Here is a 13,661-nt window from a genome sequence, read left to right as displayed (position 1 = left end):
GCTGCCAGACCGAACGTAGCCAGCTGCAGAACCGCTTGCACGCCATGGAAATGCTTCGTTCCAAGATTCTTGACGCCGTGATTGCGAAAAAGGAACAGGAAGAAGCCGCAAGCCGCAAGGCCCTGGTGGGTACCGGCGACCGTAGCGCCAAGATCCGCACTTACAACTTCCCGCAAAACCGCGTGACCGACCACCGTATCGGCCTGACGCTGTACAATCTAGACAAAGTCATCACCGGCGACCTCGATGAAATCATCAACGGACTCCAGATGGCTAACGCCCAGGAAAAACTCGGAAAGTTCAACGCTTAATGGATTGCCACGCCCCTCCCTTCGGCAAGCTCAAGGACCTGGGGCTCACAATGACGCACGATAGGAATGTCTATAATGCCGCAGATGACTGTACTTGAAATTCTGAACCGCACCAAGGTCTTCTTCGAAAAGAAGGGTATTCCTGACGCGCGCTTGGATGCCGAATACATCATCAGCCACGGGCTTCAGATGAAGTCCCGCATGGACATTTACCTGAACTTCGAAAAGCCGCTGACCGACGCGGAACTCGATGTTCTCCGCCAGATGGTGGCACGCCGCGCAAGCCGCGAACCGCTGCAGCATATTATCGGCGACACGAGTTTCCGCGGATTTATCATCAAATGCGACAAGCGGGCGCTGATCCCGCGCCCCGAGACAGAGATGCTTGTCGACATGGCAAAAGAACGCCTCAAGGGGATCGAATCGCCGTTCATCGTGGAAGTGGGCACGGGAACAGCCGCGATTTCTATCGCCTGCGCGAAAGAAATCGCCGGTGCGAAAGTGCTTGCGACAGACATCTCTGAAGATGCACTTTCGCTCGCCCGCGAAAACGCCGAAGCCAACGCCCTCGGCGACAGTTCCGCTTCAACAAGCTCATCAGTCCCTTCGACAAGCTCAGGGACCTTGGTCTTTGCACAAGGCGACTTGCTCGATGCTGTCACCGACGACGTTATTGCAAATGTTGTCGGCGCTTCGGCAAGCACAGCGACCTTACCAAAAATCGACTGCCTCATCGCAAACCTCCCCTACATTCCCGATGGCGAAAAGGGAAAGCTCCAGCCCGAAGTCGATAAGTTCGACCCGGCACTCGCCCTCTACGGCGGACCCGACGGACTTACGCTCGTGCGCAAGTTACTGCAGCAGACCGAAGGCAAGCTGAACGCAAAGGCCTCGATTCTTCTGGAAATCGGCTCGGAACAGGCAGAAGTCCTGAAGAGCGAAGCCGACAACTACCCGTGGCTAGAATTTACCGGAATCCACAAGGATTACTGTGGCAATATTCGATTTGTAAGCTATAAGACCGCACGGTCTGCAAATAAGTGAAGCAAACCCATTGGCCCGTGCTCTCGCGACCGCCCCAGCTTAACGCCTGGGGCTTTGTCGCTCACAAAGACCGCTCGGTCTGCAAATAAGTGAAGCCTTCCCATTGGCCCGCACTCTCGCGACCATCCTAAATTCAAGCGACTACATCGCCTGGTAAATTTTGAATATCGCAAGAATCTTTCCAATAATCGCAGGGATTCCCGGACAAAGGAAACAAAGGATGACTCGGGTCACGCGGTTTTTCCACCAGCGTCTCACCTGCCAGATATCGTCCGTCAGCGTTTCCATTTCAGACACTCGCGGAGGTCTCATGTAAACCTGCGTCAGCGCCGTAAAGAAACCGACACCAATAAGCGGAGTAAGTCCCGTAAACGGAGCCGCCACCAAGGCAACCAAGACCGTCAGCGGATGTCCGCCAGCAATGATGGTTCCAAGCATCGCACCACCGCCCGTAAGCATCGCCCACTGAAGGCTGAGTTCGCCGGCCTTTTCGGCACCGGTATGAATACCGACCGCAATGATACTTGCAACAATGGCAACAGGAATCGCCCAGCCGATAATTTTCCAGATCGGAGCGCTTTTCGGAATAACGCTAATGGATTCTTCGCTCGGCAGTTCCTTGTCCTGCTCGATAATCTGCGCAATACCTCTCATGTGGCCGGCCCCCACGACCGCAATGATTTTCTTGCCAGGGGCATTCTTGATCTTACTCGCCAGGAACTGGTCGCGTTCATCGATCAGCACCTGCTTTACTTCGGGGAAAGATTTCCCGAAATCCTGCATCATGGAACTCAGCGCATCCTGTTCCTTGATTTTGGCGAGTTCTTCTTCGCTCACTTCGGTCTTGTCGAAAATGCTTGCAAAAAGCCCCGCCAGCAGGTTCAGCTTGCGGTACCACGGAGTACAGGCCCAGGTGCGTTTCAGAGTAATCTTGATATCGCGGTCCGCAAGAACCAAATTGCTGTTTTGTCTTTCGGCGACTTCGACCGCTTCCTTCAATTCGGAACCGGGCTTTACACCCGTCTGGGCACCCATTCGTTTCTGGTACGACCCGAGTACGAGGTTTGCAATCAGCGTCGCCAACTGCTTTTTCTTGATAACCTGCTTCAGGTCCATCTTTTTCCAGCGGTCCGGATCCTTGATGGAATTCAGGCGGCCTTCATCCAGTTCAACGCAGACCGTATCCGGAGTTTCAGCCTCTATCGTTTCGCGAACCAGCTCCTTGGAGGCCTGGGAAATATGGGCAGTACCGATAAGAATAATTTCACGGTCGTCTTTACGGATGCGGTAAATATCTGCGTTTTCGTTCATGGACGTAAATGATAGCAAGAAAATGACCTTTTGAACGAAAAAAAAAGACGTTCTTCATTGACTTTCGCTAAAAATGAATATATTTATAGCGAATTTATTTTTTCGGAGGTTTAACCTATGAAAAAGCTTTTATTAGGTCTTTCTTTGGCAGCACTCGCCTTGACCGCCTGTGGCGGTACGCGCTCCGACGATCCGGAAGCATTGGACAATGCCCTCGTTGGCTTTACTTCCTGCGTACAGGGTTCCCGCTGGCAAGAAGCTCTGGAATACGTAACCGCTGACGAAGCCGACGCAATCGCCTCCTCCGACGGCTACGAATTCAAGGACGAATACAAGACCGCTGCCCGTCGCCTTCCGCTTTCGACTCTCCGTAGGGCTGGTCTTCAGGTCGACAGCAAGGGTCGTCTGGTCGGCATCAAGGGCGCCATGGACGAAGCCAACGAACGCTACGTGATGTCCGAAGAACAGGCCAAGGTCGGCACGAACCTGAAGCAGATGGAAGACGAACGCATCAAGCGCCGCATCGAACAGGGTCAAAAGATTCTGCAGGAAGAAGAGGAAGAAGCTTCCCAGAGCCAGGAAGAAATCGTCTACTCCAACAAGCTGACCGACGAAGAAAAGCGCAAGTACGGCAGCACCCGCGACCTGCAGGCCCCCGAAGCCTACCAGGATGAAAACACTCAAGAAGCCGAAGAAGAACTTTATGGCGGCGACTACGAGAACCCGTAAAGAAGAACTTCGATAAAGCAATGAATCCACTCTTCAAAAATCTTTCAAGAACGGCGCTGAAAAAAGCGTCGTTTTTTTCAGCACCGTTCTCGGCCGTTCTTGGCCTTGCCCTTTCTTGCGGCACGCTCCTGACCGCCTGCGGCGATCTCGGCCCAGATCCGAAAGCCGACGGCGCCAGATACAACAAACGTTTTAATTTCTACTACGTACAAGATTGCCGTTTCGATTCATTCGGAGCTTACGACTGTGGCAAAATCCATTCCACCTCGATGTTTGTATCGCTCCGCGTAGACAGCGACGGACTCGCCAACCTAAACCTGGACGGCGACCGCTACTATTACCTTGAATCGGAATACGACGAAGGCTACGACTCGGAACTTGGCAGCTACTTCAATTTCTACCAGGACAGCGACGAACTCACGCTCTACAAGGACGGGAGCGAAATGGCCTGGTGGAAAAACGATGACGGGACAGTCACCTTCTACTTTTACGATTTTCCGTATCTCTACTAGAACATCTTACGGGTGCTCTTTTTCGCAGGGCCACTGCTAGAGGCCTTGGGAGCGGAACTGGCACCCTTGTTGCTGAAGAGCGTTGCATCGTCAGCAGATTTTGTCTTGACTTCGAAATGGTTACCGTCGCAAGTCTCGGTCGGAGCGTACCCCGCCGTGTACAGGCAGTAGGTCTTTTCGGAGCAGAACTCACCGGCGAGCTTACCCGTATGGTTGCAGACGCCCTTGCTTACGACTCCCGAGGGAACCGGGAAGGGCTTGCGCGGCAGATCCTTATGAAGCTCCTTCATCACAGCCATCCAGACCGGGAGCGCATCTTCGGTACCCGTGTGACCGGCACCCAAGGTACCCGGGCTGTCGGAGCCGACCCACACGCCCATCGTATACTGCTTGGTAAAGCCGATGTACCAGCAGTCGGTGTAGTCGTTCGTCGTACCGGTCTTGCCACCGCTCGGATGCGTAAAGCCACTCGCCCACACGCGGGCCGCCGTACCACGGACGTTCACGTCCTTGAGCATGTCCACCATCAGGTAGGCCGATGCCGGGCGCAGCACTTCGTGTTCGACCTTGGAATTCTTTTCAATCACTTCGCCATTGCGGTCGACAATCGATTCGATCATGTAAGGTTCGATTCGGTTACCGCCATTCGGGAACACCGTATAGGCAGAAGTCATTTCCATAAGGGTCGCACCTACGGAACCCAGCGCAAGACTCGGAACAGCCATTAACGGAGCACGTACAATACCGAACTTGCGGGCGTAGTTCACCACGTTGTTAAGGCCGTATTTCATGCCGGTAAGAATGGCAGGCAGGTTCTTGGAGCGGTAAAGGGCGCGACGGAGCGTCATCATGCCTTCGAAGTCGTGTTCAAAGTTCGCCGGGCGCCAGACCTTGTTCTTGTCCTTATCGTCTGGATCGGGAATGCTCACCGGCTGGTCGTTCACGGAGTCGCAGGGACTTGCACCGTTGTCCATTGCCGTAGAATACACGATCGGCTTGAACGAAGACCCCGGCTGACGCAGCGACTGCACCGCACGGTTCCAACGGGACTGGTTGAAGTCGGAGCCACCCACCATCGCACGGATTGCCCCCGTCTCGTTTTCGATCAAGATCGCCGCAATTTCAGGATGATGGTAAACAATGCTATCCGGGAAACGGCGCTTGTCAGCAGGGCGCTTCAAATCTTCGGCCAAGTATTCCTTCTTGAAAAGCGTGTACACGCTATCGAAGTGCGCAACCACACTGTCTTCGGGCATATTGTATTTCTTAGTCAGGTAAAGGCGGCGGGTCGCACGGTACTTCACGCGACGGCGGACCTTTTCCACCTGCACACGGGCAACACTATCGGCAAAGGCCTGAATATCGGGGTCGATTGTCGAGTTGATGGAAATACCGTCGGCATACAGAGAATTTTCGCCGTACTTCTTTTCCATGTACTTACGGATTTCTTCGTAGAAGTACAAGCCCGATTCATTGGAAACTTCTTTTTTGGCAAGTTCAATCGGAGTCTTGATATATTCGTGGTATTCGTCATCATTGATGTAGCCCGCATCGCGCATGGCATAGAGCACCGTATTGCGGCGTTCCAAGGAAGCCTTCGGATGACGGTCGGGGCGGTATGATTCGGGAGCCTTGAGCATACCGGCGAGAACCGCATATTCAGGAATCGTAAGGCTATCGAGCGGACGTCCGAAATAGAACTTACCCGCTGCCTGGAATCCATAGTTACCACCACCCAGGTAGACTTCATTCATGTAGAATTCAAGAATTTCCTGCTTCGTGTAAGTCTGCTCGATACGGATAGCCGTCATCATTTCCTTGATCTTACGCGAAATCGTACGTTCCGGAGTCAGGAACAAGAGCTTGGTCAACTGCTGTGTCAGGGAAGATGCACCGCGGAGTTGCTTGCCGCTCAGCTTGCTCTGGATAATTGCAGGTGGAATCGCCCACACGTTCATTCCCCAGTGGCTGTAGAAAGCACGGTCTTCGGTCGCCATCACGGCATGAATCGCATTTTCGGGAATCGAGTCGAAACTTGTCCACTCACGACGCTCCACAAAATATTCGTGGGCAATCTTTCCGTTCATGTCGTAAATGTTCGTGACCAACTTCGGGTTGATTTGCTCCAGCTGCGAAAGCGAAGGCAGCTCCGGCGCATAATGATTATAGACCGCAACGACGGCAATAAAGGCCGCCACCACGGGCACCGCAAAAATAATCAACCACTTGATCACCCTACGGTCAACAAGCCAGCCCTTCAAAACATTCAGAACCGAAAACAATACGGATTTGACTTTATTCATGGTCCATCACCGTTAGAAAAAAATTTGGCAGAAAAGATAGCTATTTGAAAGCAAAACCCTTAACCACCAAGCGTTTATCCCCCGCCAAAACGCAACCGTTTGGAGCCTCCGAAAAAAAACTTCAAAAATTTCAACAAAAACCCTTGACAAAAAAACTCATTAAGCTATATTTGGGCCATCAATCAAGCGGATGTAGCCCAACTGGATAGAGCGTTTGGCTACGAACCAAAAGGCTCCAGGTTCGAGTCCTGGCACCCGCAGAAAGGAAAGGTCGATCGATAAGATCGGCCTTTTCTTTGTTCATGTTGATTGCAGGCGAGAAACTGGAGCCTTTGTGAGCAAATGGGCAAGCCCATTTGCGAGAGGATGTGCCACAACTGGCTTTTTTATATGAATTCGGCACATCCGGTCTATATACCGCTCCAGGTTCGAGTCCTAGCACCCGCAGAAAGGAAGGCGTTTCACGGCAAGTGAGACGCCTTTCTTATTTCTATACAAAGCACCATCAAATAACAAATCTCATCTTTATACAAACGGGCGAGAAACTGGAGCCGCCGTAAACCCGCAATTTTCCACCAAGCCTTCCAATTTAACAAGAAAAAGACAAACTTTTATTTTAAATATAATTTTCGGACATTCGCTCAATCCCTTATTCTATGCGGGTTCCAGCGCGATTGGCCCCTACTACGTTAATAAATTTTTGCACATTTTGCAAACAGTTGTTTGCACTCCGCAAATAGCACATATTCTAAAATTGTTACAGGGGACGCAAAGGAGTGTTGACCTAATAAAACTCACCAGGATCTAATGGAATACAAAGACCACATTCTTCACGAAGCCCTTCGGCGAATCTTTTTAGATTGCCGTCGCCGACAGGGACTCACACAAAACGGGTTGTCGTGCCTATCCAACATCACTAGGCAATTCATATCGCAGGTCGAAGGAGGCAAAAGACAGCTTTCCATCAACTCCTTAAGCACTTTGGCAAACGTCTACCACAAATCCCTATCCGATATTTTCAAAGAAGTAGACCGACTGTATCCCCTTATCGAAACAGGAAACTTTGTCATAAACACCGACCCTGTTTTAGCCGCCGAAAATAACAAAAAAGCCCTTGCATACCTCCACAATATCAAGCGAAAACCAGCGCATTAGTGCCTAGAATCATAGTCTTTCCGCCCCATTTTTGTTCTTGTTTGCCCCTTAACAAAAATGTATTTTTTTGCTATCTTTACCCCCCGATGGAATGGCCGAAGAACATAAAAACGCTGACGGAGGACGAGCTCAAGGCTTGGCTCCGCGAGCAGGACGAAAAGCCGTTCCGTGCTAGCCAGATTCAAAAATGGCTTTTCTGCCAGCAAGTTAAAAGCTACGACGAAATGGGGAACATCTCCCCCGCCCTCCGCGAAAAACTGGCAGCCCAGTTCAGTCTCCGAGCTCTCACCGAAGAAACCCGCATGGTCTCGGTCGACGGAACCGTCAAGTGGCTTTTTAGAACCCACGACGGTCACCATATCGAAACGGTGATGATCCCTGCAAACGGTCGCTATTCCGTATGCGTTTCAACCCAGGTGGGCTGCGCCATGAACTGCGCCTTCTGCCGCACCGCGAAAATGGGCTTTACAAGAAACCTCGAAGCTGGCGAAATCCTCGAAGAAATCATCAACGTGAACTGGTACCTGAAGGATTCCGGCCTCCTGAACGAAGAAGGCAAAACCGCCCAGGTCACAAACATCATCTTCATGGGCATGGGAGAGCCGCTCAACAACCTCGAAAACGTTCACCGCGTCTGCTGCACGCTGCATAACCAGAGCCTATTCAACATGGGTTCCAAGCGCATGACGGTGAGTACGAGCGGCGTGGTTCCGAAAATCAAGGAACTCGTAGACAGGAACACCCCCTGCTGCCTCGCGGTAAGCCTCAATAGCACGAACAACGAATACCGTTCGTCCGTAATGCCGGTAAACAAGACCTGGCCCATCGAAAAACTTTTGGAAGCGGTTGACGAATACATTCGTAGAACCGATAATTATGTAACCTTTGAATTCGTCCTGATCCAGGACATCACCTGCACGCCCAAGGCCGCCAAGGAACTCATCCGCATTTGCGCCCCCCGCCGCGTGAAGGTGAACGCCATTGTGCTGAACGATGGTGACGACCCAACGCTCCACGCCCCTACGCCGGAGCAGGTCGAAGACTTTTTGGCGATGGTTAGAGCAGCCGAAATACAAATCACGATCCGCAACCCGCGTGGCCGCGACATTCTTGCCGCCTGCGGGCAACTTGCGTACAAAAAGGAAGGTAAAGTATGTTAACGCAGAACCTCCCGGATTTCTGGGACAACCTCTATGCCGACGGCAAGGACTACTGGAATCTCAAGAAGGTGACGCCCGCCTTGACGGAATTTTTCAAGCACCCCTCTTGCCCCGCAACAGGCTCCGTCTTGGTTCCTGGCGCAGGATTTGGCTATGACGCCGAAGCCTGGGCACTCCGTGGCCATGACGTGCTGGCAGTCGATTTCGCCCCCACCGCTGTCGATGAACTCGACCACCTGAGCCGCAAGCACAAGAATCTGCGTTCTTTGGACCTAGACCTGTTCTCGCTCTCGCCGAAAGACGACAAGCGCGGCGGTCAGCTTTTCGACATCGTCTATGACTACTGCGCCTTCACGGCGATCCATCCGGGCCGCCGCGACGAATTCTTCGAAGTCTGCTACAAGATGATGAAGGATGACGGCCTCCTGATCCTCTTCCTCTATCCGCTCATGAACGGAAAGACCTTGCAGGGTCCGCCGCACGCCACTAGCGAAGGCGAACTCATGGCCCGCCTCGGCGGCGTTTTCGACGTTGTCGAACGCATCAAGCCCGTAAACAGCCTCCCGAACCGCGAAGGCAAGGAAGAAATTTGGCTTCTCAAGAAGTGCCTGTAAGCGAGACGAGAGAACGCACTAATTTAAAGGCGAGCGGAATTCAACCGCTCGTTTTTTTTCTACCTTTTTTACCAAATTTTTAACGGCGGCCAAGCCGCTTCAACGAAGACACAAGGATTAAGTTATGGCAAAAGATTTATGCCCCTGCGGTTCCGGTAAGGAATACTGCGAATGTTGTGAACCGATTATCAAGCAGAAGGCCCTCGCGGCAAGCCCCGAAGCCCTGATGCGTTCCCGCTACACCGCCTACGTGAAGCAGGAAATCGGCTGGCTCAAGGAATCCCTCGAAGCCACCCAGCGTAGCGACTTCGACGAACCGAGCGTGACCGCCTGGAGCAAGGAATCCGAATGGCTCGGCATCGAAATCAAGCAGACCAAGACCGAAGAAGAAAAGAATATCGGCTGGGTCGAATTCGTCGCACGCTTCAAGCAGGGCAACATCACCCGTAACCACCACGAACTCGGCGAGTTCCACAAGGTGGGCGGCGCATGGTATTTCTACGACGGTCGTGCCGTGAAGCAGGAAACCGTCCGTCACGAAGGTCCGGTCGTTGGCCGTAACGATCCGTGCCCGTGCGGTTCTGGCAAGAAGTACAAGAAGTGCTGCGGCGCTAACAAGTAGACGAAAGAACGGCTCTCCGAGCCTACAGACGAGAGACGAAAGGACAAGGGGAAAGCCTTCCCCTGACTCGCACTCCGAGAACTTCGTTGCTCGTCACCCCTTCGCCTAGGGGCTCCGCCCCTAAAACCCCAAATCTAACCACTAACCACTATTAACCATGTTCAAAGTTTTCGTAGATGGTGAAGCAGGTACCACTGGCCTGCAGATTTATGAGAGACTCGCAAAGCGTAACGACATCGAAGTGTTGCGCATTTCTCCCGAACTCCGCAAAGACATTAACGAACGCAAGCGACTCATCAACGAGTCCGATGTGACGTTCCTATGCCTGCCCGATGCTGCGGCTATCGAAAGTGCAGCCCTCTGCGAAAATCCGAACACGCGCGTGATTGACGCATCGACCGCCCACCGCGTCAACCCCGACTGGACCTACGGGATGCCGGAACTCTCGGCTGCACAACGCGAAGCCATTGCCAAAAGCAAGCGCATCGCGAACCCCGGCTGCCATGCCTCGGGCTTCATTCTCGGTGTACACCCGCTGGTTGCCGCAGGCATTTTGCCGAAAAACGCAAACCTTGCCGCCTACAGCATCACCGGTTATTCCGGCGGCGGCAAGAAGCTGATTGCCGAATACGAAGAAGCTGCGGCACTTGCACACGCTGCAGGCGAATCGAAGGCTATCATGGCACCCGCCCCGTACGCTTTAGCGCTTGCTCACAAGCACCTCCCCGAAATGAAGAAGTACTGCGAACTTGAAAATACGCCGTTCTTCAACCCGGTGCTTGGCCCTTATTACAAGGGCATGGCGGTCACTGTCGCCATCTTTGCAAATGAACTCACCAAGAAGGTCGGTCCCGAAGGCCTCACCGAAATCTTGGCGAAACATTACGAAGGATCTCGCTTTGTGAAGGTGATGCCGTACGAAGCAGCCCCCGTGCTGTTCAACGGCCGCCTTGACGCCACCGTCGAGAACGATACGAACAACGCCCGCATTCAGGTGTTCGGCAACGAAACCGTGATGCAGGTGACGACGATTATCGACAACCTCGGCAAGGGCGCAAGCGGTGCTGCCATTCAGAACATGAATATTGCCCTCGGCCTGGACGAAAGCATCAGCCTGGTATAAACAAAACAGAGTTTCGCGGTAAACACGCCCGCACCACCCTACAAATTAGAAAAGCCAGTCCTGTTTGGACTGGCTTTGTTGTATATAAGAAAACTACCGGCTACGCCGGTAGTTCCATAAAAGCCTTCTGGCGGTCATGAAAAAATCCTTTGACTAATATTGAGATGCGGTCTGCCAACTGCATAACAACAATTTCAAAGGATTTAAAATGAATGATAGAAATAAATCGACAGCTCATACCACATGGAACTGCAAGTACCACATCAAGTTTTATGGGATACCTGAAGGGAAAGAGCAGTCTGGAGTTGTTTGACACAATTCCAGAACTGAAAAACAAGTACAGGAACCGGGTCTTTGGGTGCCGGGGCTACTATGTTGACACGGCTGGTAAAAACGCAGACCGAATCAAGGCGTATATCCAACAACAATTAGAGGAGGATAAAATGGTCGAACAAATATCCATGTTTGGCAAGTAGTGCCCGTTTACGGGCGTCCTAGTATGGACTCTTGCAGATGGCGGATTGACGTGCGTGCCCTTGCACGCCGCTAGTATTGTAGGGCTACGCCCGTATATGAAGACCCGCCGGCTTCGCCGGCGGGTCCCTTTTTTTCTAAATCTTGCAAAGCTCAATTAATTGTAGCTGATGTAACATTCCATATCAGCAGAAGGTTTCAAGGTGAACACCTTCCCATCACAGACTTTACGACCAACATCTTCATTTATAACAAATTCTCCCTTATACTTTTCTTCAAAATTCTCACCTTCAATCAGAAGCTCCTTATCCCCCATGCCATCATATTGCATTTCGCAACTTAAATACGCATAGCGGCCATATTCGTTACAAGTTGTTTCCAAAACGGCCTTATAACTCACACCTCCAATCAAGGGAATCCTCTCCATAGAATTCGGGGGGAAAACCAAAGACCCCATCGAAGCAAAAGCCGAGGGACAAGTCACATAGCGGGAAGCATCATACTTTTCCCCGTCAACAACAAAACCGTTCTTGACACGTATCTTTACTGTTGGAGTGGCGCTACCCACATTAGAAAATTTCTTTTTCGCAGTCTTGCCCGAAATCTTAACCCCAGCAGAGTCCTTTCCGAAATCCCAAATATATTCACAATCCGAGCCACACCCAGAAACCGACCAAACCACGGAACTATCTGACTCATTGAATTCTGAAGCACTGCAAGAAGCTTTCGTAACAGAACTTTCTTCAACTTCATCAACTTCCTGTTCCCTAACACAGCGGACCAGCCCTTTAGATTGAATCTTTCCCCACCCATGAGAACCGGTGCAAGTCCCCGAGGGCAAACATTCGCGAAAATCGATGATGTAGGAATATCTATCACTCGTAAAAAACACAGATTCCCCCGTCTTAAATATCTTATCTAAATTCTTACTTGCCATCAGTTCGTCAAATTCATCCTTGCTCGGTAATCTCCAGCCTTGGGGACACGCAATATACGCCTCACGGGTAGAAAATACTTCGGAACCATTTTTCGTCAAATCTTCTGCCATCCACAATCGAGAACCGAACACAGCAACAGACTTTATCGGATCAACCTTCAGCACAGGATTTTTCAGACAACGTACCGAAATAAATCCATAAGAGGCATCCTCATCAAACAAAAAATCATCCTTGTCAAAAGCGAGCTTATAGCCTCCGCCAAATTCAGTAAAGGACGATGCGGCAAAGCGGGTGTCATCCCCTATATAGCATCCGCCCCTTTCCCAACAGCTTCCCGCGGGCAGGGCCTTAAAACCGAACCGGTCCGTACCCGGAGCAGCAGCAACTCGCGTTGAATCCCGAGCAAACGGATCCCCCGCTTCGATAAGCACCGTATCGCCTTCCACGAACCAGCCCTTCTTGGCCTTCAGGCTTACTCCGACAGGTTCACCCCCATTATTTTTAGACACATACGCAATCAATTCGACCCAATCTAAAGAATCCGGAACATGCCATCCACTCGGACATACCGAAACAGCATCAGAGGCGTTTTCACTAGCCCTCTGGAATGTATACAAACGTCCATACTTTTTGCAGTTCGATTCTTCCTTCATCGGACACACACCATAGCCGTCGTCATAGTTCAAGTTTTCAGCAAACCACCACTGGTTTCCGATCTTCACGGTCTTATAAACCTGGTCATCGCGAGAATCGCGTTCGGTACCTGTCGACTCGACGGCGTCCCTGCTATCGGAACTTTTTTCAGTGTTTCCACTTTCCTTACTGTCCGAAGAACTTTCCTTGGACTTTTCGCCGCCATTGCTGCTAGAGCTATTTGCAGATGACTTTCCGTTTCCACTATCGGAGCTATCGTCATCACTGAATTTTCCGCTTGACTTGCCTTCGGAATTTTTCTTGGAGCTGGAAGACTTCGTTTTGGAATTTTCCTCTTCCAAGTCCGTCTCTTGCCACTTTCCATCAGAGCAGTGAACAACAGTTTCATCCTTGATGACGTAAGCCTTATCCCCTTCGCGTTTTTTCGTACAATTCGGGAGTTTGTCTTCGGTCTTTACGGAATCAAGGATATCATGATCGTATTCCCAGCGACCGTCATCGCAAATGTAGGCGACACGTTCATCCAAAACTTCCATGATATCGCCATCACGGTTCTTGCTGCAATTGGGCAAGTCATCGAAAGTTTCAGCCTGCAAGATTTCATCACCTGCATCGGACTTACCGTTGCTACCGGAATCGTCTCCACACGCCACAAAAATCGCAGCACAGGCCGATGCCATCAATAATTTTTCGAAAGATTTCATTGTAAGC

Annotated in this window: 12 protein-coding genes, 1 tRNA gene and 1 pseudogene; 11 read left to right on the top strand and 3 right to left on the bottom strand. The window is 51.4% G+C overall.

The window, feature by feature from the left end; translation table 11 throughout:
* Positions 1-311: peptide chain release factor-like protein (locus tag Q0W37_RS12290; protein ID WP_297701851.1), on the top strand; the 311-nt coding region annotated here is incomplete at its 5' end.
* A 75-nt stretch (positions 312-386) separates the two neighbouring features.
* A complete protein-coding gene (prmC, locus tag Q0W37_RS12285) occupies positions 387-1,355 on the top strand; it encodes a peptide chain release factor N(5)-glutamine methyltransferase (protein ID WP_297701850.1) in 969 nt (322 codons plus the stop codon).
* A 141-nt stretch (positions 1,356-1,496) separates the two neighbouring features.
* Here prmC and Q0W37_RS12280 read toward each other — a convergent pair whose 3' ends face one another.
* The gene (locus tag Q0W37_RS12280) at positions 1,497-2,666 is read right to left on the bottom strand and encodes a TraB/GumN family protein (protein WP_297701849.1); all 1,170 of its coding nucleotides are present in this window, start codon (positions 2,664-2,666) and stop codon (positions 1,497-1,499) included.
* A gap of 117 nt (positions 2,667-2,783) precedes the next feature.
* On the opposite strand from Q0W37_RS12280, the gene Q0W37_RS12275 reads away from it, so the two are divergent.
* Both Q0W37_RS12275 and Q0W37_RS12270 read left to right on the top strand, forming a co-directional pair.
* On the top strand, positions 2,784-3,395 hold the full coding sequence (locus Q0W37_RS12275; RefSeq protein ID WP_297701848.1) for a hypothetical protein: 612 nt from the start codon (positions 2,784-2,786) through the stop codon (positions 3,393-3,395).
* Between the two features lie 20 nt (positions 3,396-3,415).
* Positions 3,416-3,907 (top strand): hypothetical protein, encoded by a 492-nt coding sequence (locus Q0W37_RS12270; RefSeq protein WP_297701847.1) that lies wholly within the window; start codon positions 3,416-3,418, stop codon positions 3,905-3,907.
* On the opposite strand, the gene Q0W37_RS12265 is transcribed toward Q0W37_RS12270, so the two are convergent.
* Complete coding sequence (locus tag Q0W37_RS12265) at positions 3,904-6,210, bottom strand: penicillin-binding protein 1A (protein ID WP_297701846.1); 2,307 nt, start codon at positions 6,208-6,210, stop codon at positions 3,904-3,906. The genes Q0W37_RS12270 and Q0W37_RS12265 overlap by 4 nt on opposite strands.
* Positions 6,211-6,396: 186 nt before the next feature.
* On the opposite strand from Q0W37_RS12265, the gene Q0W37_RS12260 reads away from it, so the two are divergent.
* From Q0W37_RS12260 to Q0W37_RS12230, 7 genes and pseudogenes are all read left to right on the top strand, one after another.
* A tRNA-Arg gene (locus Q0W37_RS12260) sits at positions 6,397-6,470 on the top strand.
* 547 nt (positions 6,471-7,017) lie between these two features.
* Positions 7,018-7,365, top strand: a complete 348-nt coding sequence (locus tag Q0W37_RS12255) for a helix-turn-helix transcriptional regulator (RefSeq protein WP_297701845.1) — start codon at positions 7,018-7,020, stop codon at positions 7,363-7,365.
* 86 nt (positions 7,366-7,451) lie between these two features.
* Positions 7,452-8,525, top strand: a complete 1,074-nt coding sequence (gene rlmN, locus Q0W37_RS12250; protein WP_297701844.1) for a 23S rRNA (adenine(2503)-C(2))-methyltransferase RlmN — start codon at positions 7,452-7,454, stop codon at positions 8,523-8,525.
* Complete coding sequence (locus Q0W37_RS12245; protein ID WP_297701843.1) at positions 8,519-9,139, top strand: methyltransferase; 621 nt, start codon at positions 8,519-8,521, stop codon at positions 9,137-9,139. The genes rlmN and Q0W37_RS12245 overlap by 7 nt, the downstream gene beginning before the upstream one ends.
* A gap of 124 nt (positions 9,140-9,263) precedes the next feature.
* Positions 9,264-9,761 carry a YchJ family protein gene (locus Q0W37_RS12240; RefSeq protein WP_173351675.1) on the top strand — a complete coding sequence of 166 codons (498 nt, stop codon included), beginning with the start codon at positions 9,264-9,266 and terminating at the stop codon, positions 9,759-9,761.
* Positions 9,762-9,918: 157 nt separating this feature from the next.
* Positions 9,919-10,884 carry an N-acetyl-gamma-glutamyl-phosphate reductase gene (gene argC, locus Q0W37_RS12235; protein ID WP_297701842.1) on the top strand — a complete coding sequence of 322 codons (966 nt, stop codon included), beginning with the start codon at positions 9,919-9,921 and terminating at the stop codon, positions 10,882-10,884.
* A 257-nt stretch (positions 10,885-11,141) separates the two neighbouring features.
* A pseudogene (locus tag Q0W37_RS12230) lies at positions 11,142-11,360 on the top strand (transposase); the annotation flags it as partial.
* Between the two features lie 155 nt (positions 11,361-11,515).
* On the opposite strand, the gene Q0W37_RS12225 reads toward Q0W37_RS12230, so the two are convergent.
* Positions 11,516-13,654, bottom strand: a complete 2,139-nt coding sequence (locus Q0W37_RS12225; protein ID WP_297701841.1) for an FISUMP domain-containing protein — start codon at positions 13,652-13,654, stop codon at positions 11,516-11,518.
* Between the last annotated feature and the right edge of the window lie 7 nt (positions 13,655-13,661).

Source organism: uncultured Fibrobacter sp., from assembly GCF_947166265.1.
Taxonomy (GTDB): Bacteria; Fibrobacterota; Fibrobacteria; order Fibrobacterales; family Fibrobacteraceae; genus Fibrobacter.
Note: the sequence above shows the minus strand (reverse complement) of the source record. Positions and strands in the feature narration are given on the sequence as shown.

Bases quoted from the DNA above. Each gene is read 5' to 3' on its own strand.
- prmC (WP_297701850.1), top strand. From the start codon at position 387: ATGCCGCAGATGACTGTACTTGAAATTCTGAACCGCACCAAGGTCTTC.
- Q0W37_RS12280 (WP_297701849.1), bottom strand. From the start codon at position 2,666: ATGAACGAAAACGCAGATATTTACCGCATCCGTAAAGACGACCGTGAA.
- Q0W37_RS12275 (WP_297701848.1), top strand. From the start codon at position 2,784: ATGAAAAAGCTTTTATTAGGTCTTTCTTTGGCAGCACTCGCCTTGACC.
- Q0W37_RS12270 (WP_297701847.1), top strand. From the start codon at position 3,416: ATGAATCCACTCTTCAAAAATCTTTCAAGAACGGCGCTGAAAAAAGCG.
- Q0W37_RS12265 (WP_297701846.1), bottom strand. From the start codon at position 6,210: ATGAATAAAGTCAAATCCGTATTGTTTTCGGTTCTGAATGTTTTGAAG.
- Q0W37_RS12255 (WP_297701845.1), top strand. From the start codon at position 7,018: ATGGAATACAAAGACCACATTCTTCACGAAGCCCTTCGGCGAATCTTT.
- rlmN (WP_297701844.1), top strand. From the start codon at position 7,452: ATGGAATGGCCGAAGAACATAAAAACGCTGACGGAGGACGAGCTCAAG.
- Q0W37_RS12245 (WP_297701843.1), top strand. From the start codon at position 8,519: ATGTTAACGCAGAACCTCCCGGATTTCTGGGACAACCTCTATGCCGAC.
- Q0W37_RS12240 (WP_173351675.1), top strand. From the start codon at position 9,264: ATGGCAAAAGATTTATGCCCCTGCGGTTCCGGTAAGGAATACTGCGAA.
- argC (WP_297701842.1), top strand. From the start codon at position 9,919: ATGTTCAAAGTTTTCGTAGATGGTGAAGCAGGTACCACTGGCCTGCAG.
- Q0W37_RS12225 (WP_297701841.1), bottom strand. From the start codon at position 13,654: ATGAAATCTTTCGAAAAATTATTGATGGCATCGGCCTGTGCTGCGATT.